Source organism: Photobacterium damselae subsp. damselae (assembly GCF_038086725.1).
Classification (GTDB): Bacteria; Pseudomonadota; Gammaproteobacteria; order Enterobacterales; family Vibrionaceae; genus Photobacterium; species Photobacterium damselae.
The window spans coordinates 719,263-743,139 of sequence record NZ_CP146971.1 but is presented as its reverse complement, the minus strand read 5'-3'; the positions used below and the strand labels follow the sequence as shown (position 1 = coordinate 743,139).

Annotated in this window: 3 protein-coding genes; 1 reads left to right on the top strand and 2 read right to left on the bottom strand. The window is 43.0% G+C overall.

Annotated elements, in window-relative coordinates; translation table 11 throughout:
• Positions 1–7 precede the first annotated feature (7 nt).
• Both WAX86_RS17965 and WAX86_RS17960 read right to left on the bottom strand, forming a co-directional pair.
• Positions 8–1,318: a TolC family outer membrane protein gene (locus tag WAX86_RS17965; protein ID WP_370467808.1), complete on the bottom strand. Its 1,311-nt coding sequence runs from the start codon at positions 1,316–1,318 to the stop codon at positions 8–10.
• Positions 1,319–1,320: 2 nt separating this feature from the next.
• Complete coding sequence (locus WAX86_RS17960; RefSeq protein ID WP_005305614.1) at positions 1,321–2,715, bottom strand: HlyD family type I secretion periplasmic adaptor subunit; 1,395 nt, start codon at positions 2,713–2,715, stop codon at positions 1,321–1,323.
• A 313-nt stretch (positions 2,716–3,028) separates the two neighbouring features.
• Here WAX86_RS17960 and WAX86_RS17955 point away from each other — a divergent pair, with 313 nt between their 5' ends.
• Positions 3,029–23,809: a retention module-containing protein gene (locus WAX86_RS17955; RefSeq protein WP_341489426.1), complete on the top strand. Its 20,781-nt coding sequence runs from the start codon at positions 3,029–3,031 to the stop codon at positions 23,807–23,809.
• The last annotated feature ends 68 nt before the right edge of the window (positions 23,810–23,877 follow it).

Here is a 23,877-nt window from a genome sequence, read left to right as displayed (position 1 = left end):
TTCTCGCTTACTTTACTGACTCAGTCCATTCGTTAGGGATATCAACTCGCATTTCATTCAAGATTGTACCCGTTGCATTTAAAACGCGATACTTAGCAAAAATGCCATCATAGTGAGCGTTTAAATAAGCTTTGCGTGATTCAAATAGTTCGTTTTCAGTGTTTAATACATCAAGCAGTGAGCGTTGACCAATTTTAAACTGTTTTTCATAAGCAATTACAGTACGAGCTGAAGCATCAACGTGCTCTTGCAAGTATTTTGTCTGACTATTGGCTAATTCCATAGCGCTCCAAGATAGCTTTGTTCCTTCTTTTAGCATACGCAATGCGCGATCTCTAATATCTTTTGATTTATTTAACTGATAAGCCGCTTGACGACTTTTAGCCGCATCACTACCACCATTAAAGAGGTTATAGCGCATATTTAGCATGGCTTTAAATTCATCGGTATCACCACGAGAACCATTAAGCTCATTGCCCCATTCTTGTGATGCTTCAATATCAAAGGTAGGATAAAAATTACCTTTTGCTTGTTTATATTGATATTCAGCAGCATCAATATCATTGCTGGCAACATACATTACAGGATTATTCTTTTGAGCAATTTTCATTGCATCATCAAGAGAGGTAGGAATGAAGTTAGCGTCAACTTCTGGTGTAACTAAACCATCAGGGAATGTTCCGACGGTACGAGCAAATTCTGTTTTCTTATCGTTTAAGTTACTTTGGGCTGCCAATAAATTGGTTTTTGAACGGGCAAGGCGGCCTTCTACTTGAGCTAAGTCTGCTGTTGAACCGATACCTGCATCAGCACGTTTTTTAATATCCACATACATATGTTGGTGGACTTTATAATTCGATTCAGATAGTTTTAAAACAGCTTCTGCACGTAGAACATCAAGATACACTTCTGCTGTTTTTAGCGCCTTATCTTGGGCATCTGAAAGTAACTGATAGCGTTGAGCCTCGGTTTCTGATTGGTTACGGTTAATGTTATTCCAAGTAATAGAACCGTCCCACAATAGCTGTCGAATACTGATTTCAGCTTGTTTAGGGTCGTATTCTCCCTTAGTACCAAACTCATTATCATAATTGTTGTAACCAACCCCTGCACGAAGATCAACAGAAGGCAAATAATCGCCTTTTGCTGCATCTATCATTGAGTTACGACTCATAAACTCATTGAAAGCACTTTTAATTTCAGGGTTTGAGGCTAGCGTTTCAGCGACTGCCTGCTCTAATGATTGAGCCATAACAGGCATGGTCATCAGAGAGGCTCCTATCGTGAAGGCTAATTTCTTTAACGTATTATTTTTCATATTTACTCTCTTAAAGCAGAATGGCGAGCTTTTAATATAGGTTTAAGTAGATAGTCCAGAACTGAGCGTTTTCCTGTGATTATATCTACAGAAGCTGTCATACCTGGGATGATAGGTAACGATTCACCATCTGGCGCAGTAAGACTATTTTTATCTGTTCTAACTCTCACTTGATAGAAACTGTTACCTTCCTTATCTTGGATCGTATCAGCACTGATGGTTTCAACCACGCCATCAAGGCCTCCATAACTAGTAAAATCGTATGCAGTAAATTTCACTATTGCTTTTAGGCCTGGGCGTAAGAAGCCAATATCTTGCGGTGCGATTTTTGCCTCAATAAGTAATGTATCTTCTGTGGGTACTATTTCGATTAAGTTCATGCCGGGCTGAATAACACCGCCAACAGTATTAACATAAATCTTTTGAATAGTGCCGGTAACAGGAGATACCACCGTGGTTCTTTTTACACGATCTTCTAAGCCGATTCGGGTCTCGTTCATACTAGATAATTGATCACTAGTATCATTAAGCTTTGACTGAATATCACTTCTAAACTGCAGGGCAATATCCATATATTTAAAAGTAGCTTCTTTAATTGCGGATTTTGCTACGGGAGCTTGTAGCCTGGCTGAGGTTAAATCTCGTTTTGTATCATTTAATGAACGTTGCAATTTTAGCAGTTCAATTTTAGGTACAACACCTTCATCTGCCAGAGGCTTAGTGATGTTATACTCTTTAAGAGCAATGTTGTAACTGCGTTGTAGATTAGCGATTCTAGATTGATTTTCTGTTAATTCTCTTTGTTTTTGAGAGATTTGTTGAGCAACGACTGATAATTGGTTTTCGAGGTTCGAAATATTATCTCGATATTCATTCTGTTGACGTCGAACTTTATCTGGATGTGATTTTTTATACTCACTAGTAAAGGCCAGCTGAGCCGGTTTTATAACCACCGTTTTTTGCCAATCCTTCGATGCTTGAGACTTATCTACTTTAATACTAGCAAGTAAGCCATTAAAGCGAATAATATCTGCTTGTAAACCAGCGACGCTTTGATCTTTTTCTTTATAGTCTGATTGAAATAGAGTGTCATCAATCAGTAATAGTTTTTGTCCCTTTGTTACATGTTCGCCTTCGCGCACCATAACTTGCTTAACGATACCACCTTCAAGGTTTTGTACGACTTGTAATTGACTTGATGGAATTACCTTACCAATCCCGGTTGTCACTTTGTCTAACTTAGCGACCGATGCCCATGCGAAAGCTACAATAAAAAAGAGCAGTATCACCCAAAGTAAAATACGCGCACTAGTTGGTGTGTTAAGTAGCAGTGCAGCTGATTTATCATCAACAAAATCCAGATTGGATAGAGTATTTTTTTTATCATTATTGGCCATCATGCATCCATCACAATTTGAGTAAATATCTATAGTAAGTAGGTACTAGTCAGGTTTAAATCAAAGCAAAGGACATGAACTAGCAAACTTAAACTATCGTATTTTAAAGTAGTAAATTTTTGTTTATCTTACTATTAATTTTACAGATGCAACATGCATTTGGTTGCTAGATAATAAAGTGACAAATTATTGGCGTAAAGTATTTTCTTCAAATGCAGTTCACGTTATTATCATCGATTAGTAAAACTTATTATAACGATAAATTATTCTAATTAGGAATAATTATACCTCTATGGCATTTACTGGTGGTAGAATGGAAAATCTAAATAAAGTAGTCAAAATTCAAAATGGTGAAGCATTTATACTATCTGCTAGTGGCAAAATTGTACGAGTAGCAGATAAACATGCCTTAACGGAAGATGAAATTTTATTGCTTGATAAAAATACTCAAGCAGTCTTAGTTGATGAGTTTGATTCAGAATCGTCTGCTTTTTCAGATGATTGCATATCATGTATCGCTGTTAATAATAATGATCAAATAATAGAACAGCAATTACCGGAAAATGCTCAATTAAATTTATCAGAATTGCTAGAAGGTAATGTCTCAGCCGATGAAATAGCTGCAATTCAAAATGCAATATTATCAGGAGAAGATCCGACTCAAACACAAGAAGCACCTGCTGCGGGTATCGTTTTAGCAGGCTCTGCAATTGGGCGATTTATTACGATTGATTATGATAATGATTCCATGCTTGCTGAAGCCGGATTTGATACATCGTATGATCCGTCATCTCAACAAAGTGTTGAAGAGCCACTAGCAATAGTAATTGCTGAAGGTGGAGAGCAAATCTCTTTACAAGTAACAGAAGGGGATTTAAGTGATCATTCTTACCCAGTATCCACATCTCAAATAATTACAATAGAAGCAGGTTCTCTTCCTCTCGATCCCGATTCATTTACATTTACACCATCTTCCCTCGCTTCATTACTAAATGAATTATCATCAGATATTCGCTCTGGTGATCAACCTGTTCTATTCATATTTGATTCAAATTCAAATTCTATTTTTGGCACTCAGAATGGCCAAATAATCTTAACTATAGAGATTAAAGGTGTTGGTACGCATGATAACAATGCTGATATTGAAGTTATCACAACCATTCATGCACCTATTGATCATAACTCAAGTGATTCAAATGGCGTAGTTACTAGTTCTGGTGATCAAATACATATCAATTTTGATATCACAGGAGCAGATACAAGTGGTAACGAGATAGATAATCCAATCAACACAGATGTAACAATTGTAGATGGTCAAAACCCAAGCTTTGGTACCGATTCTGGTGTCACCATCAATGAAAGCACAGAAAAAGGCCAAGTGATCCACGGTGAAGTGCCATTGGATGTGGGCTCAGATGCGATTGACTCACTGACTTTTGATGAAAGCCAACCAAGTCTGGTGGGACTAACCTCTAATGGTGAGCCAACAACCGTTGAAGTCAATGGCAACAGCTTAATCGTGCTGGACGCACAAGGTCAGCCGGTACTGACGGTGACAATTGCGAAAGATGGCAGTTACGAAGTAAAAGTAACTGGGCCGCTGGACCAAGGCGACAGTGAATCCATTGATTTGGATTTGAATGTGACGGCGACTGACTTTGATGGTGACAGCACCTCAGGTGTAGCAAACATCACCATCACTGATGGCCGCGATGCAGCCGGTGGCGAAGAGATCGCTATTACTATTACCGAAGGTGATTTAGACACCAACGGCGCAGCACCGGGTGATCCAAGTACTTATCCTGTGAGCCAATCAGGCTCGTTTGTGATTACCGCAGGCGAAGACCGCTTAGTACCAGATAGCGTGCAGGTAGACCCAGCACAAACACAAGCCTTATTACAAGAGCTGTCAGCTGAGCTGACCTCTGGTGGTCAATCGCTCAATTTTACTCTCGACAGTAACGGTAACATTGTTGGTACTCTGCCAGATGGCACGGTTGCGATCACCGTAAGCCTAAGTGCGGTGCAAGATGGACAAGACATCAAAGTCACAGTCGATATCGAGCAGAACGTGCCGCTTGATCACACCAACCGTGGCGATGGTGACGGTTTTGTGCATTCTCAAGGGGATAACATTGAAATCTCTGTACCGGTGCAGGCGCAAGATACCGATGGCGACGCATTAGAAAACAGTGCTAACGTCGATATCACGATTGTAGATGGTCAAAACCCAAGCTTTGGTATCGATTCTGGTGTCACCATCAATGAAAGCACTGAAAAAGGCCAAGTGATCCACGGTGAAGTGCCGCTGGATGTGGGCTCAGATGCGATTAACTCACTGACTTTTGATGAAAGTCAACCAAGTTTGGTGGGGCTAACCTCAAATGGTGAGCCAACAACCGTTGACGTTAATGGCAACAGTCTAACGGTATTGGACGCACAAGGTCAGCCGGTACTGACGGTGACAATTGCGAAAGATGGCAGTTACGAAGTAAAAGTAACTGGACCATTGGACCAAGGCGACAGTGAATCCATTGATTTGGATTTGAATGTGACAGCAACCGATTTTGATGGTGACAGCACCTCAGGTGTAGCAAACATCACCATTACTGATGGCAGCGATGCAGCCGGTGGCGAAGAGATCACTATTACCATTACCGAAGGTGATTTAGACACCAACGGCGCAGCAAAGGGTGATCCAACGACCTATCCTGTGAGCCAATCAGGCTCGTTTGTGATTACCGCAGGCGAAGACCGCTTAGTGCCAGATAGCGTGCAGGTAGACCCAGCACAAACGCAAGCTTTATTACAAGAGCTGTCAGCTGAGCTGACCTCTGGCGGTCAATCGCTCAATTTTACTCTCGACAGTAACGGTAACATTGTTGGCACTCTGCCAGATGGCACGGTTGCGATCACCGTAAGCCTAAGTGCGGTGCAAGATGGACAAGATATCAAAGTTACGGTCGATATTGAGCAGAACGTGCCGCTTGATCACACCAACCGTGGCGATGGTGACGGCTTTGTGCATTCTCAAGGGGATAACATTGAAATCTCTGTACCGGTGCAGGCGCAAGATACCGATGGCGACGCATTAGAAAACAGTGCTAACGTCGATATCACGATTGTAGATGGTCAAAACCCAAGCTTTGGTACCGATTCTGGTGTCACCATCAATGAAAGCACTGAAAAAGGCCAAGTGATCTACGGTGAAGTACCGCTGGATGTGGGCTCAGATGCGATTGACTCACTGACTTTTGATGAAAACCAACCAAGTTTAGTGGGGTTAACCTCAAATGGTGAGCCAACAACTGTTGAAGTTAACGGCAACAGCTTAACCGTGCTGGACTCTCAAGGTCAGCCAGTACTGACGGTGACAATTGCGAAAGATGGCAGTTACGAAGTAAAAGTAACAGGACCATTGGACCAAGGCGACAGTGAATCCATTGATTTGGATTTGAATGTGACGGCGACCGACTTTGATGGTGACAGCACCTCAGGTGTGGCGAACATCACCATCACCGATGGTAGTAATGCAGCCGGTGGCGAAACGGGCAAGGTTGAAGTTATTGAGCCGGATTTAGTGCCAAACGACTACCCAGTAACAGCAAAGACCGAGATCACCTTACATGCCGGAGAAGATCGTCTCGACCCGACTTCTGTGACTCTTGATAAAACTCAAATTAATACACTATTAAATGAATTATCTACCGAGGTCACGTCAAATGGTGAAAGCTTAACCTTCACTTATGTTAATGGCGTATTAACAGGTCAATTACCAAACGGTGAGGTAGCCTTAACCATTACATTGACCGCGATTCAAGACGGTCAAGATGTCAAAGTCACGGTTGAAGTGGAACAGAGTCGACCATTAGATCACAATCCATCAGGTAACAGTGAGGGAATGGTTTCGGTTTCTGATGGCAATATCAGTATTGATTTGCCAATTCAGGCAAAAGATACCGATGGTGATCCATTGGGCAATGCCGCTAATGTAACGGTCGATATTAAAGATGGTGTGCAACCATCATTTGGTGATGACACAGGCATTGAGATTAATGAAGAAACGGATGAGGGTAAAATCCTAGCCGGTCACATCAGTGTGGATGTGGGCAGTGATGAGGTTGCTAGTATTCACTTTAATGACAATCAGCCACATCTTGATGGTATCACCAGTAATGGTCAACCCGTAACGGTAAGCACCCATGAAAATGTCTTAACTCTGGTTGATAGTCAAGGCAATACCGTTCTTGAAGTGACGATTAATGCAGATGGTAGTTATAGCGCTAAGATAACCGGTTCATTAGATCAAGATATTAATAATATTGTTGATTTACCGCTTGATATTACAGTGACAGATAAAGATGGTGACAGTGCGCAAGGAACCATAGAAATTACCATCACCGATGGTAGTGATGCCGTCGGTGGTGAAGAGATCGCTATCACTATTACTGAAGGTGATTTAGACACCAACGGCGCAGCAACGGGTGATCCAACGACCTATCCTGTGAGCCAATCAGGCTCGTTTGTGATTACCGCTGGCGAAGACCGTTTAGTACCAGATAGCGTGCAGGTAGACCCAGCACAAACGCAAGCCCTATTACAAGAGCTGTCAACTGAGCTAACCTCTGGCGGTCAATCGCTCAATTTTACTCTCGACAGTAACGGTAACATTGTTAGTACTCTGCCAGATGGCACGGTTGCGATCACCGTGAGCCTAAGTGCGGTGCAAGATGGACAAGACATCAAAGTCACAGTCGATATCGAGCAGAATGTGCCGCTTGATCATACCAACAAGGGGGACAGTGATGGTTTTGTGCATTCTCAAGGGGATAACATTGAAATCTCTGTACCGGTGCAGGCGCAAGATACCGATGGTGACGCATTAGAAAACAGTGCCAATGTTGATATCACGATTGTTGATGGTCAAAACCCAAGCTTTAGTACCGATTCTGGTGTTACCATCAATGAAAGCACTGAAAAAGGCCAAGTGATCCACGGTGAAGTGCCGCTGGATGTGGGCTCCGATGCGGTTAACTCACTGACTTTTGATGAAAGTCAACCAAGTTTGGTGGGGCTAACCTCAAATGGTGAGCCAACAACCGTTGAAGTTAATGGCAACAGTCTAACGGTATTGGACGCACAAGGTCAGCCGCTACTGACGGTGACAATTGCGAAAGACGGCAGTTACGAAGTAAAAGTAACCGGACCATTGGACCAAGGCGACAGTGAATCCATTGATTTGGATTTGAATGTGACAGCGACTGACTTTGACGGTGACAGCACCTCAGGTGTAGCAAACATCACCATCACTGATGGCCGCGATACAGTCGGTGGCGAAGAGATCGCTATTACCATTACCGAAGGTGATTTAGACACCAACGGCGCAGCACCGGGTGATCCAAGTACTTATCCTGTGAGCCAATCAGGCTCGTTTGTGATTACCGCAGGCGAAGACCGCTTAGTGCCAGATAGCGTGCAGGTAGACCCCGCACAAACACAAGCCTTATTACAAGAGCTGTCAGCTGAGTTAACCTCTGGTGGTCAAGTGCTTACCTTTACCCTAGACAGTAACGGTAACATTGTTGGCACTCTGCCAGATGGCACGGTTGCGATCACTGTGAGCCTAAGTGCGGTGCAAGATGGACAAGACATCAAAGTCACGGTCGATATCGAGCAGAACGTGCCGCTTGATCACACCAACCGTGGTGATGGTGACGGCTTTGTGCATTCACAAGGGGATAACATTGAAATCTCTGTACCGGTGCAGGCGCAAGATACCGATGGTGACGCATTAGAAAACAGTGCCAATGTTGATATCACGATTGTAGATGGTCAAAACCCAAGCTTTGGTACCGATTCTGGTGTCACCATCAATGAAAGCACAGAAAAAGGCCAAGTGATCCACGGTGAAGTGCCGCTGGATGTGGGCTCAGATGCGATTGACTCACTGACTTTTGATGAAAGCCAACCAGGTTTAGTGGGGCTAACCTCAAATGGTGAGCCAACAACTGTTGAAGTCAATGGCAACAGCTTAACCGTGCTGGACTCTCAAGGTCAGCCGGTACTGACGGTGACAATTGCGAAAGACGGCAGTTACGAAGTGAAAGTAACCGGGCCGCTGGACCAAGGCGACAGTGCATCCATTGATTTGGATTTGAATGTGACAGCGACCGACTTTGATGGTGACAGCACCTCAGGTGTGGCGAACATCACCATCACTGATGGCAGCGATGCAGCCGGTGGCGAAGAGATCGCTATTACTATTACCGAAGGTGATTTAGACACCAACGGCGCAGCACCGGGTGATCCAACGACCTATCCTGTGAGCCAATCAGGCTCGTTTGTGATTACCGCAGGCGAAGACCGCTTAGTACCAGATAGCGTGCAGGTAGACCCAGCACAAACACAAGCCTTATTACAAGAGCTGTCAGCTGAGCTGACCTCTGGTGGTCAATCGCTCAATTTTACTCTCGACAGTAACGGTAACATTGTTGGTACTCTGCCAGATGGCACGGTTGCGATCACCGTAAGCCTAAGTGCGGTGCAAGATGGACAAGACATCAAAGTCACAGTCGATATCGAGCAGAACGTGCCGCTTGATCACACCAACCGTGGTGATGGTGACGGTTTTGTGCATTCTCAAGGGGATAACATTGAAATCTCTGTACCGGTGCAGGCGCAAGATACCGATGGCGACGCATTAGAAAACAGTGCTAACGTCGATATCACGATTGTAGATGGTCAAAACCCAAGCTTTGGTACCGATTCTGGTGTCACCATCAATGAAAGCACTGAAAAAGGCCAAGTGATCCACGGTGAAGTGCCGCTGGATGTGGGCTCAGATGCGATTGACTCACTGACTTTTGATGAAAGTCAACCAAGTTTGGTGGGGCTAACCTCAAATGGTGAGCCAACAACTGTTGAAGTCAATGGCAACAGCTTAACCGTGCTAGACGCACAAGGTCAGCCGGTACTGACGGTGACAATTGCGAAAGACGGCAGTTACGAAGTAAAAGTAACCGGACCATTGGACCAAGGCGACAGTGAATCCATTGATCTGGATTTGAATGTGACGGCGACTGACTTTGATGGTGACAGCACCTCAGGTGTGGCGAACATCACCATCACTGATGGCAATGATGCAGCCGGTGGTGAAGAGATCGCTATTACCATTACCGAAGGTGATTTAGACACCAACGGCGCAGCCACGGGTGATCCAACGACCTATCCTGTGAGCCAATCAGGCTCGTTTGTGATTACCGCAGGCGAAGACCGCTTAGTGCCAGATAGCGTGCAGGTAGATCCAGCGCAAACACAAGCCTTATTACAAGAGCTGTCAGCTGAGCTAACCTCCGGTGGTCAATCGCTCAATTTTACTCTCGACAGTAACGGTAACATTATCGGCACTCTGCCAGATGGCACGGTTGCGATCACCGTGAGCCTAAGTGCGGTGCAAGATGGGCAAGACATCAAAGTCACAGTCGATATCGAGCAGAATGTGCCGCTTGATCACACCAACCGTGGCGATGGTGACGGCTTTGTTCATTCTCAAGGGGATAACATTGAAATCTCTGTACCGGTGCAGGCGCAAGATACAGATGGCGACGCATTAGAAAACAGTGCTAACGTCGATATCACGATTGTAGATGGTCAAAACCCAAGCTTTGGTACCGATTCTGGTGTCACCATCAATGAAAGCACAGAAAAAGGCCAAGTGATCCACGGTGAAGTGCCATTGGATGTGGGCTCAGATGCGATTGACTCACTGACTTTTGATGAAAGCCAACCAAGTCTGGTGGGACTAACCTCTAATGGTGAGCCAACAACCGTTGAAGTCAATGGCAACAGCTTAACCGTGCTAGACGCACAAGGTCAGCCGGTACTGACGGTGACAATTGCGAAAGATGGCAGTTACGAAGTAAAAGTAACCGGACCATTGGACCAAGGCGACAGTGAATCCATTGATTTGGATTTGAATGTGACGGCGACTGACTTTGATGGTGACAGCACCTCAGGTGTAGCAAACATCACCATCACTGATGGCAGCGATGCAGCCGGTGGCGAAGAGATCGCTATTACTATTACCGAAGGTGATTTAGACACCAACGGCGCAGCACCGGGTGATCCAAGTACTTATCCTGTGAACCAATCAGGCTCGTTTGTGATTGCCGCAGGCGAAGACCGCTTAGTACCAAGCAGTGTGCAGGTCGATCCAGCGCAAACACAAGCCTTATTACAAGAGCTCTCTGCTGAGTTGACCTCTGGCGGTCAAGCATTGACCTTTGCCTTAGACAGTAACGGTAACATTGTCGGCACTCTGCCAGATGGTACGGTTGCGATCACCGTGAGCCTAAGTGCGGTGCAAGATGGGCAAGACATCAAAGTCACAGTCGATATCGAGCAAAACATGCCGCTTGATCACACCAACCGTGGTGATGGTGACGGCTTTGTGCATTCTCAAGGGGATAACATTGAAATCTCTGTACCGGTGCAGGCGCAAGATACCGATGGTGACGCATTAGAAAACAGTGCTAACGTCGATATCACGATTGTAGATGGTCAAAACCCAAGCTTTGGTACCGATTCTGGTGTCACCATCAATGAAAGCACAGAAAAAGGCCAAGTGATCCACGGTGAAGTGCCATTGGATGTGGGCTCAGATGCGATTGACTCACTGACTTTTGATGAAAGCCAACCAAGTCTGGTGGGACTAACCTCTAATGGTGAGCCAACAACTGTTGAAGTCAATGGCAACAGCTTAACCGTGCTAGACGCACAAGGTCAGCCGGTACTGACGGTGACAATTGCGAAAGATGGCAGTTACGAAGTAAAAGTAACCGGACCATTGGACCAAGGCGACAGTGAATCCATTGATTTGGATTTGAATGTGACGGCGACTGACTTTGATGGTGACAGCACCTCAGGTGTAGCAAACATCACCATCACTGATGGCAGCGATGCAGCCGGTGGCGAAGAGATCGCTATTACTATTACCGAAGGTGATTTAGACACCAACGGCGCAGCACCGGGTGATCCAAGTACTTATCCTGTGAACCAATCAGGCTCGTTTGTGATTGCCGCAGGCGAAGACCGCTTAGTACCAAGCAGTGTGCAGGTCGATCCAGCGCAAACACAAGCCTTATTACAAGAGCTCTCTGCTGAGTTGACCTCTGGTGGTCAAGCATTGACCTTTGCCTTAGACAGTAACGGTAACATTGTCGGCACTCTGCCAGATGGTACGGTTGCGATCACCGTGAGCCTAAGTGCGGTGCAAGATGGGCAAGACATCAAAGTCACAGTCGATATCGAGCAGAACGTGCCGCTTGATCACACCAACCGTGGTGATGGTGACGGCTTTGTGCATTCTCAAGGGGATAACATTGAAATCTCTGTACCGGTGCAGGCGCAAGATACCGATGGCGACGCATTAGAAAACAGTGCTAACGTTGATATCACGATTGTTGATGGTCAAAACCCAAGTTTTGGTATCGATTATGGTGTTACCATCAATGAAAGCACAGAAAAAGGCCAAGTGATCCACGGTGAAGTGCCATTGGATGTGGGCTCAGATGCGATTGACTCACTGACTTTTGATGAAAGCCAACCAAGTTTGGTGGGGCTAACCTCAAATGGTGAGCCAACAACCGTTGAAGTTAATGGCAACAGTCTAACGGTATTGGACGCACAAGGTCAGCCGGTACTGACGGTGACAATTGCGAAAGACGGCAGTTACGAAGTAAAAGTAACCGGACCATTGGACCAAGGCGACAGTGAATCCATTGATTTGGATTTGAATGTGACAGCGACTGACTTTGATGGTGACAGTACCTCAGGTGTAGCAAACATCACCATCACTGATGGCAGCGATGCAGCCGGTGGTGAAGAGATCGCTATTACCATTACCGAAGGTGATTTAGACACCAACGGCGCAGCAACGGGTGATCCAAGTACTTATCCTGTGAGCCAATCAGGCTCGTTTGTGATTGCCGCAGGCGAAGACTGCTTAGTGCCAGATAGCGTGCAGGTAGACCCAGCACAAACACAAGCCTTATTACAAGAGCTGTCAGCTGAGCTAACCTCTGGTGGTCAAGCATTGACCTTTGCCTTAGACAGCCATGGTAATATTGTGGGCACTCTGCCTGATGGCACGGTTGCGATCACCGTAAGCCTAAGTGCGGTGCAAGATGGACAAGACATCAAAGTCACGGTCGATATCGAGCAGAACGTGCCGCTTGATCACACCAACCGTGGCGATGGTGACGGCTTTGTGCATTCACAAGGGGATAACATTGAAATCTCTGTACCGGTGCAGGCGCAAGATACCGATGGTGACGCATTAGAAAACAGTGCTAACGTCGATATCACGATTGTAGATGGTCAAAACCCAAGCTTTGGTACCGATTCTGGTGTCACCATCAATGAAAGCACAGAAAAAGGCCAAGTGATCCACGGTGAAGTGCCATTGGATGTGGGCTCAGATGCGATTGACTCACTGACTTTTGATGAAAGCCAACCAAGTTTAGTGGGGCTAACCTCAAATGGTGAGCCAACAACCGTTGAAGTTAATGGTAACAGCTTAACCGTGCTGGACGCACAAGGTCAGCCGGTACTGACGGTGACAATTGCGAAAGATGGCAGTTACGAAGTAAAAGTAACAGGACCATTGGACCAAGGCGACAGTGAATCCATTGATTTGGATTTGAATGTGACGGCGACCGACTTTGATGGTGACAGCACCTCAGGTGTGGCGAACATCACCATCACCGATGGTAGTAATGCAGCCGGTGGCGAAACGGGCAAGGTTGAAGTTATTGAGCCGGATTTAGTGCCAAACGACTACCCAGTAACAGCAAAGACCGAGATCACCTTACATGCCGGAGAAGATCGTCTCGACCCGACTTCTGTGACTCTTGATAAAACTCAAATTAATACACTATTAAATGAATTATCTACCGAGGTCACGTCAAATGGTGAAAGCTTAACCTTCACTTATGTTAATGGCGTATTAACAGGTCAATTACCAAACGGTGAGGTAGCCTTAACCATTACATTGACCGCGATTCAAGACGGTCAAGATGTCAAAGTCACGGTTGAAGTGGAACAGAGTCGACCATTAGATCACAATCCATCAGGTAACAGTGAGGGAATGGTTTCGGTTTCTGATGGCAATATCAGTATTGATTTGCCAATTCAGGCAACAGATACCGATGGTGATCCATTGGGCAATGCCGCTAATGTAACGGTCGATATTAAAGATGGTGTGCAACCATCATTTGGTGATGACACAGGCATTGAGATTAATGAAGAAACGGATGAGGGTAAAATCCTAGCCGGTCACATCAGTGTGGATGTGGGCAGTGATGAGGTTGCTAGCATTCACTTTAATGACAATCAGCCACATCTTGATGGTATCACCAGTAATGGTCAACCCGTAACGGTAAGCACCCATGAAAATGTCTTAACTCTGGTTGATAGTCAAGGCAATACCGTTCTTGAAGTGACGATTAATGCAGATGGTAGTTATAGCGCTAAGATAACCGGTTCATTAGATCAAGATATTAATAATATTGTTGATTTACCGCTTGATATTACAGTGACAGATAAAGACGGTGATAGTGCGCAAGGAACTATCACGATTAAAGTTACTGATGGTTCTAATGCTTCTGGAGGTGAATCAATTTCAATTGAAGTCGTTGAAGGTGATTTAGAACCGAATGGAGCAGGAACCGGGTATCCAGTTCAACAAACAGGCAACCTGGTCATTATTGCTGGAGAAGATCGACTATTACCTGAATCTGTAAAAATTGATCATACCCAAGTTGATGCATTACTAAATGAGCTTCATCAAGAGGTCACATCTGATGGGCAACCAATTGTATTTACTATCGATAGCAATGGTAGCATTGTTGGAACATTACCTGATGGCACGATTGCAATCACAGTTGAATTAAATGCTGTTCAACAAGGTTTAAACGTCAATGTTAATGTTGAAATCACTCAGAATGTACCCCTAGATCATACAAATACAGGTGATAGTAAAGGGTTCATTGGTTCTGATGGCGATAAGATCACGATCAACGTTCCAATTGAAGCTTCTGATAGTGATGGAGATCCACTAGATAAACCTGCTGACATTAATATTACTGTTGTTGATGGTGATAATCCTACTTTCGGTATAGATGCAGGAACAAATATTAAAGAGACCGAGGGTAGTCAAACGGTAACGGGATCAATTGATTTAGATGTAGGTAGTGATCATATTGCACAGATGAATTTTAATACTGTGCAGCCATCACTTGCTGATCTCACTTCAAATGGGCAGGAAACAGATTATCTTGTTAGTGGTAATCAGATTATTGTTTCTATTAGTGAAGGCCCTCATGCTGGTGAACCTGTTCTTACTATCACGATTAATAATGATGGTTCTTACACTGTGAAACAAGATCATCCGCTAGATCAAAACAATGCGGATGGAGATTCAATTCATCTTGACCTTGGTGTTACTGCGACAGATATGGATGGTGATAAGAGTAATGAAGGTCATGTCATCATTAATATTGCAGACGGTCAAAATCCGACAGGGCAAAACGTTATTGCTAATATTTCAATAACAGAAGGTGATTTAGAAAATCCAGCTCAAGGCAAAGGTTATCCTGTTGCTTCTAATGGGTCATTTACGGTTGATGCTGTTAATGATCAACTGGTTGCGACTTCGATGCATGTTGAACCTAACGTTGTTAATGGTTTATTAGGCGAGTTGAATACCCTGACTTCTGGTGGTCAAGCTCTTAGCTTTATGATTGTACAGGATCCAGCAACCGGCAATATTACTATTATTGGTGTTACTGAAACTGGAAGCTTACCTGTACTTAATGTGACATTAACGCCCCATCAACAAGCTAATGGTGATGTAACGGTTGATATGTCTATTGAGCAGAGTGCGCCATTAGATCATTTAGATAGTGATGGTAAATATATTGATGTTACTGATGGTGACATTAGTATCCATGTTCCTGTTCAAATGAATGATTCTGATGGTGATAATCTAGATCAACCTGTTGATGTGACGATTACTATTGAAGATGGTCAGCTACCATCGTTTAGCGACGATTCATCAATTACTTTGAATGAAGGTGATGATGGTATCGTTTCTGGTTCTGGCCAAATTAGTGTTGATACTGGTAGTGATGTTATTTCTGATGTTTATTTTGCTGATAATCAATCGAGTCTTAATGGGTTAACCAGTAATGGGCATGCGACAACATATACAATCAGTGATGATGGTCATACGTTAACTGTTACGTTAGCTGGCGATCCTTCAACAGTAGTTATGACGATTACTATTGATATTGATGGTAATTATGTCGTCAATCAAACGCAGCCGATCGATCAACGTGACGATACGATTAACGATAATGAAAATATTGTTATTGATGTTATTGCCAAAGATGATGATGGAGATATCAGTCAGCCAGGGCATATTATTATTAATAGCCATGATGGTGATAACGCTCAAGGCGGGCAATCTGGCTCTATCAGTATTACTGAAGGTGATTTAACACCATCGGAAGGCGAACAAGGTTATCCAGTATCTAGCAGTACAAAAATTCATGTTGAATCTGGTGTGGATCGTTTAGATCCAAATACAGTAACCATTGATAAAGGTGTGCTTGCTACATTAGTTTCTGAACTGCAACGAGAGCTTACTTCTGATGGTCAAGCAATCTCATTTACCTATGATCAAAGGGCAGGAAAACTGGTTGGAACTGTTAACGGTGACACAGTACTAACGATTGACATTGACGCTGTGCAATCATCAAACGGGCATGATGTCGATGTAACAGTAACCATTACACAAGAGCGACCTTTAGATCATTCCGGTGATAAAGGTGATGGTTTGGTTACTTCTGATGGCGATAAGATCAATATTGAAGTGCCAATTCAAGTTCAAGATACGGATGGTGATAATCTCAATAATGATATTGTGGTTGATGTTTCTATTGCCGATGGTAATAACCCAATCATTATTGGTGCAGATGCAATTACGGTCTCTGAAAGTGCCTTAAATGGTGATAAAAACCATCACCAAGGGTCAAATCCTGGTGATAAGGGTGAAACAGCTAAAGGCCAAATAGAGGTTGATAGCGGTAGTGATCATATTAAAGATTTCGTTATTGATGTTGATAGTTTTAATGCAGCTAATAAAGGGGTATTAACCTCCGGTGGGCAGCAAATTACATTGGTTTATAACGCCAAAAACGATACCTATATTGGTAAGGCTGCGGGACAGACTATCTTCACTATTAAGATTACCGATGATGGTAACTACACCTTTAAGCTAAAAGGTGCGATCGATCATCAGGAAGGCACTGACACCGATGATTCATTAACTATTAATATTCCTGTACAAGCCGTTGATTCAGACGGGGATATGAGTAATACCGTAAATATTCCGGTAACGATTGAAGATGATATCCCTTCTGTAAATAATGTGACACTTTCCATGGAAGAAGGCCATACATCGCCATTATTTGATGTGTTGACGATTGCTGACGAAGGTGCAGATGATGCACAAGTTACAGCCTTAATTGTGGATGGTCAGCGTATCGCATTAGATGATATTCCTGTCAATGGTCAATATCATGTTTATGAAGTAAAAGATGGAGATATCGTCCTCGGCCAGCTAATGATTACTGCTGAAGGTGAAACCTATTTCTACGCTAATAAAGATTTGGATCACGACCAAGAAGAGATCATAAAAAATATAGGCGTAGAAGTGACCGATGGCGATGGAGATACTGCAACCGGCACTATCACTATTGAGATCAGTGATGAAGATGCAGTATTAAAAGTTGAAAATAGCCAAGTTTATGAAGATGCCCAGCAGCATGATGATGCTAATGTCCCATCGGATTATTACGGTGTTGATATTAACATGTCAATTGATGTGGGCGATCAAGATCGTGGTGAACATATTGGACAAGTAACCATCTCCGCAGCAGGCACAATGCATGGTTCTTTCTTCTTTAATGGGGTTGAATTGCCAGTTATTGATGGCAAAGTGACGATTCCTTCTGCTGCATTTAAAGATAATGGCGATGGAACATTCAGTTTAGATGGTGTGACGTTTAAGCCTGATTCAGATTTCTCGACTATTGACGGTGTTTTGGACTTCAATGTTTCAGCTGAAGTTGTTAATGGTGATGGTAGTAAACATCCTGAAATGAATGGCAGTTTTACCGTTACTGTTGATGGTGTTGCTGATATTCCAACATGGGATGATGATAACTCTGTTTACCACTACACAGTGAATGAAGACGCCGATAATGTACAACTTGATTTACAAGCAGTACTTAATGATGACGATGGATCGGAAAACTTATTCTACTTCATTACAATCACTGAAGGAGAAGGAACACTTGTTGGCAAAGGGTTAGTAGAAGTTTCACCTGGTGTGTACAAAATTGCAGCAAGTGATATTGATACTATTGAGGTTGATCCTGCAGACAACTTTAGTGGTGATATCAAGTTAGATGTTTATGCTCAAAGTGAAGAGAAAGACAATCACGATACCGCCGACTCTGACCATAAAGAGATCATCATTAATGTTAATCCTGTTGCAGATGATGGCGTATTAAAAGTCAGTCGTATTGAAGCTGATGAAGATCAGAGAATTGATTTAGCGTCTCATATTCATTTAACTTCAAATGATGATTTTGACGGATCTGAGCATCTGTATATCCGTATCTCTAATTTGCCGGAGGGAGCAGTACTGTTCTTAGATGGTCAGCCTGTTGCTTTGGATCCAAATGGTTATTATGAGATTGATTACGACAAGATTGGTTCGCTACAACTACAACCACCTCTAGACAGTAACGTCGATTTTACTTTCACAGTTGAAGGCGTTGTAAAAGATACAATTACAGTAACTGATGAAAATGGTAACCCGCAAGATCTGGAAGACGTTAAGGTTATTGGCTCAGGCAATGTTGATGTCGCTCTAACTGGTGTAGTTGATGCCCCTGAGTTAACACCTCATATCCCAGATGAATGGACACCTTTACCAGATAACGCGGGTTTAGAAACTACAATCAAAGAAGACGCAGAAGGCGGTGTTAAACTCGACTTTGATGTGGTTTCAGGTGAGCATATTATTGATCCTGCAACAGGAGCAACTGATGGTTCGGAGACGCTTAGCGTCGTGATTTCTGGTATTCCAGAGGGGGTTGAGATTAAAGGCCCTGATGGTGTGCCTTATGCGCTTGTGTATGCAGGTGAAGATGAAGATGGCAATCCGATTTATCAAGTGGACTTAGATTCGTTAAGTGGTATTACAATTATCCCGCCAGAGAATAGTACTGAAGATATTCATCTTGATGTACGAGTTGTAGTGACAGAAAACGATGGTGCAAGTCAATCATTTGATAAAGATGTCATTATCCATATTGAACCTGTTGTCGATGCAACCAATTATACGAATCACTCTACAGGCTATGAAGATGAATTAACCCCAATTGATTGGAGACCTAATTTAACTGATAGTAAAGAGCAGGTTACTTCTTTAACAATTAAAGATCTGCCTGCGGATTTTGATCTGTATATTGATGGACAATTTATTGCTCATGGTGGCAGTTCTATTACGTTAACTCCTGAACAATTTGCTCTCATTAATCAAGGAAAACCGTTACAAGTTAAAGGACCAGAAGATTCTGATACTGACTTGATCCTGCATACCGATGTGACCGTCACTGAAAATGATGTCGATTCATCTGCCTCAGCCAGTAAGGTGGTTGAGGGGACTATTGATGTCAATATTATTTCCAAGGTTGAAGATGATGGGCATCTAGGAGTATTGGTTCCAGGCACAGGAGAAGGAACTGTTATTGAGGTTGATACCATATCATCAACAGATAAAGGTGTTATAGATCTTTCAACAGGGGATGGTTCTCAGGGACATATTGGCTTTGTTGAAGATGATGATTCGAGTAATGAGGTTGTAACTCAAGTTGTTCTAACTTTCCCTGAAGGGCTTCCAGATGGCTTTGTTGTGGTTGGCGGCATTAATAACGGTAATGGTAGCTGGACTGTGCCGCAATCTGCTTTGGATGGGTTAAAAATCATCGCTCCTGATGGATATACAGGCTCATTTGATCTAACCATTAGCGCTAAAGTCCAAGATCAAGGTGACAATGGTGAAGGTGATGTGAGTTCTGAAAAAATCTTTGAAGATTCCATAAAACTCGACTTCTCGAATAACGCGACTTCATCTGATGAAGAAGCGGGCGAAATTGAAATCAATCATGATTATGTGGTGACAGGTGATGAAGATCATCTGCTTGATCTCGGTAAACAATTAGCAAATGTTGTTTCTGTTTCTACGGATGATGGGCAACAAAAATTTGATGAGTTTACTTTGGTCATAAATGCATCGAGCCTCCCTGATGGCGCTGTTATTACCGGTATGCATTTTGACTTTGAGACTGGCGAGTATGTCCTTAAGGTTCCTGTGGGGGCTGATGGCTCGGTTGATTTATCTGGCGTTGGATTAATTCTGCCACCTGATTTTGCTGGTGATTTTGATCTAGATATGCGCTATGTAACTACAGATACTGAGAGCGGTGATGTGAACACCATTGATGATCAAGTGACAATCGAAGTGAATCCGATTGTTGATATTCCATCAAATCCTCAAACGGGTGATCACACGCCAGATATCTCTATCTCCGTTGTGAAGACAGAGGGGTTAGATGATAATAAACAACCTATAACTGAAGGTGAAGAACAGCATCAATACGATGGCATAGCCTATGAGGATGGTGACATTACACTTGATCTTAGCGTTGCTGTGGCAGATTCTGATACATCAACAAATGATGGTTTGGAAACTATTAATAGTGTCACTGTCACCGTGGATCCTTCTATGGGATATTTTGTTGATAGCCATGGCAATCTAGTATCGAGTCTAACCGTATCATCAGATCAACTTAATAATATTCAGTTTAGACCTGCGCCTGATTTTAGTGGTGAAGTTTCTGTTCATGTCAAAGTCGATATTACAGATACAGCTGACTTTAACCAATCAGGCAATACAGTAACAGATAGTGGCTCGTTTGAGACTGATGTTTCGTTTGATGTTGTTGCTGTTAATGATGAAGTCGTATGGCAGGGAACGGATAAAGTTATTGTTGGCCAAGAGGATTCATCAATTTCTCTTGCTGGTATTAGTGGTTCGATTGAGGATATTGATGGTTCTGAACAGATTCTATCCATTAAATTAACCAATGTACCTGATGGCTTTATTATTGATGGTGCAGTAAATAACGGTGATGGGGTATGGACAATTTCAATCCCACCAGGTCAAACATCATTTAATTTGGATTCATTGAGTATTACGCCGCCGAAAGACTTTAGCGGTCAGGTGGATATCAATGTTGTGGTATACAGCAAAGAAGACTCTTTAGATAAGCCAGCAGAAAACTCAACAACGATTTCTATTGATGTTAAGCCAGTAGCAGACAAGATCGACAGCGATATTACAGATCATGTTTCCGGTACTGAAGATGATGCCATTGTTATTAATTTAGATATTAAAGCGTACGATGACACCAATACTACGGATGGCTCTGCGGGTAATGTTACTGAGAATGGCCCAGAAACACTGCAAATTACCTTTACTAATGTCCCTGATTCAAGTTCTTTCAGTTTACCTGATGGTGTTGTAGGTACATGTGAGAAGCAACCTGATGGATCATGGATAATTAAAGTTGATTCTAGTGAATTGGATAAGGTTATTTTCCATCCAGGTGATGCAAATGAAAATAATTGGGATGGTCAGCTCAATATTGATGTTCGTGCGGTTGATAATGGTGTTGTTGCTGATGACAGTATTGCCGTTAAAGATGTTATTGATGTTGATGTAACGCCAGTTAATGATGCTCCTGTTGTTCATGTACCAGATGCACTAGAAACTGATGAAGACACCAAACTTGTGATTACATCATTGCAAGTGACTGATGTTGATGCAAGTGAAACACCAGACGGTAATATCACCATCAGTATTAATGTTGGCCATGGTACTTTAAGTTTCCCTGATGGAACGGATCTTTCGGGTCTAACTGTTCAGCAAGATAGTAAAGGGCGAATCGTAATTACTGGCAATGTTGATGACATCAATAAAGTATTAAGTGATGGCATTGAATATCAACCCGATCAAGATTTTAACGGTAATGACACTATGTTTGTTACGGCAGATGATCTGGGTAATAGTGGTGATGGTGGTCCTCTTAGTGACGTTGGTCGTGTCGATATTGCTGTAACGGCGGTCAATGATGCACCAGAAAACACGGTGCCTAATGAAGTTGTTGCTCAAGAAGATACGACAACTGTTATCTCGGGCCTCTCGGTATCAGATCCTGACTATAGTGAATCTGGTTCTAGCGATAGTATGACAGTAACCCTAAATGTGGGACATGGTATTTTAGATATTACGCTTCCTGCTGGTAGTTCACTTATTGTTACTGGCAATAGTTCAGGAAATCTGGTTATTTCGGGATCGTTGGATGAGATCAATAAGCTGCTTGATCAAGGTGTTAATTATACTGCTGATGAAAACTACAGTGGTCCTGATGAATTAACAATGATAACCAATGATGGTGGTAATGTTGGTTCTGGCGGAGAACAAAGTTCAACCAGCAAGGTACCTGTAACTGTCACTCCTAAAGCAGACATACCTACATTAAGTTTGAGTGATAGTTTGCCACAGATGACATCAGTTCGAGCTTCTGCTGGCACATTGATCCCATTACTTGGATTGATGGTATTGGCAGCTGATGCATCTGAAACATTATCTGTCGAACTGAGAAATCTGGGAACAGGTAAGATTGTTGATGGTCATGGTAATCCGATTGGTCAGGATATGGGGAATGGAGTTTGGATATTAACCCCAGACCAACTTGCTGATGCCCATATATCAGGATTGCCAGATGGAAATAATCAAATTGAGATCGTTGCTGTTTCTACGGAAAACGATGGTTCTACGGCAGAATCGGCGCCGATTGATATTGGTATTGTGGTTGATAATCTTGCTACCTCTAATGGTCAAGTTGGTGGCTCTGCACCATCAGATGAAGCTAACTTGGTGATTGATAGTAGTGCAGAAGCTACTCTTATTGGTGGCGCTGGTAACGATATTTTAGTTGGTGGTCAATCATCAGATATTCTTTTAGGCGGTGCTGGTGATGATATTCTTTGGGGCGGAGATTTAAATGGTACAGGTGATCGCGCTAAAGATATCTTTAAATGGGAAAGTGCAGATTTAGGTCATGCTGGTAGTGCAGCAGCAGATACCATTATGGATTTCGAAGTTGGAATCGATGTGATCGATCTTGGTGATGCTCTTGATACTAGTCATTTAGCATCAATGAATGATTTACTTCATTTGTTGCAGTTATCTGAGCAAGACGGTAATGCTGTATTGACTCTATTTGATAATGATCACAATGAAATTCAGTCCATTACCTTAAACGGGGTATCTGAATCTGATTTATTAGGTCAAGATCCAACCGGAATGACGGACGGAGATAAGTTAGAAAACTTGCTTAATAGCGGTAACTTACAGCTATCAAATAATTTTGGTGATGAGCACAGTAATATTTTAACTGCTGATAGCCAAGGTGGGTCATTATTTGGCTTTGATGGTGATGATGTTCTCGTCGCTGGTAGTGGAGATGATATTTTAACGGGAGGTGCGGGTAATGACCTCTTTACATGGCATCATGATGACCTGAATACTTCTAGTAGTCCTGATATTATTACCGACTTCACGCTTGATCAGGATCAGTTAGATTTTCGTGATCTATTGCATGACAATAGCAAATCACAAATGGACGATCTGTTATCCCATTTAGATGCAAATATCAATGATGAGGGTAAAGTGGATTTAACGGTATCAACTGATGATGGCAAAGAACAGCATGTTGTTCTTGATAATGTGACGGCTCAAGACTTAGATCTTTCTGATTCGGCAAGCTCAGCAGATATTGTGAGCCAGTTATTTAGTCATGATGCGTTTAAAATTGATCCTAGCAATATGTGATAGATAAGTTGATTTAATAACATAAAAGCTCAGCGTCTCTGCTGGGCTTTTTGTTTATTAAACTGCTG